This is a genomic window from Polaromonas sp. P4_H1 (genome assembly GCF_056400945.1).
Genome location: NZ_JBFUKG010000054.1, coordinates 1 through 728, shown reverse-complemented (window position 1 = coordinate 728; position 728 = coordinate 1). Strand labels below are relative to the sequence as shown.

General features: G+C 63.7%; 2 protein-coding genes. Both read left to right on the top strand.

Annotated features, from left to right (window positions below):
* Nucleotides 1-252 (top strand): glutathione S-transferase family protein (locus AC1DS5_RS25005; RefSeq protein ID WP_477720940.1); only part of this gene is annotated, 252 nt, incomplete at its 5' end.
* A partial coding sequence (locus tag AC1DS5_RS25000) for an epoxyqueuosine reductase (protein WP_477720939.1) occupies nucleotides 201-728 on the top strand: 528 nt, incomplete at its 3' end. The genes AC1DS5_RS25005 and AC1DS5_RS25000, both read left to right, overlap by 52 nt.

Here is a 728-nt window from a genome sequence, read left to right as displayed (position 1 = left end):
CATCTGGCCTATATCGGTTGGCTGGCGCGGACGCGCAATTTTCTGGCCGGTGACCGACTGACTTATGCGGATCTGGTCGCGGCAGCTCATCTGTCGGCGATCGACTATCTGGGCGATGTGCCATGGAGCGAGGACGACGCAGCGAAGGCGTGGTACGCGCGGGTGAAATCCCGTCCGTCGTTCCGACCGCTGCTGAGCGAATGGCTGGCAGGCGTGCCGGCATCGCGGACCTATGTGGATCTCGATTTCTGAGCCCATCCGCTGACGACGACCGCGCCACGCTTCCCGCCGATCTCAAGGATAGGCTGACGCGCGAGGCGAAGGCGCTTGGCTTCGATTCAATCGGGATCACCGATCCGGACGCCATCGCCGGCGTGCGCGAGCGGCTGCAGGAATTTCTCAATGCCGGCGCCCATGGCGACATGGAGTGGCTCGCCGACAATCCGGACCGCCGCGCCGATCCCAAAGTGATGTGGCAGGACGTGCGCTCCGTCATCATGCTCGGCGTCAATTACGGACCCGACGAGAATCCGCTCGAGATCCTCAGGCAACGCTCGCACGCTGCGATCTCGGTCTATGCCCGCGGCGACGATTATCATGACCTCATCAAGAAGCGCCTGAAGCTGCTGGCGCGCTGGCTGATCGCGCAAGCCGGCGGCGATGTGAAAGTGTTTGTCGATACGGCTGCCGTGATGGAAAAGCCGCTCGCCGGCGCCGCAGGATTGGGC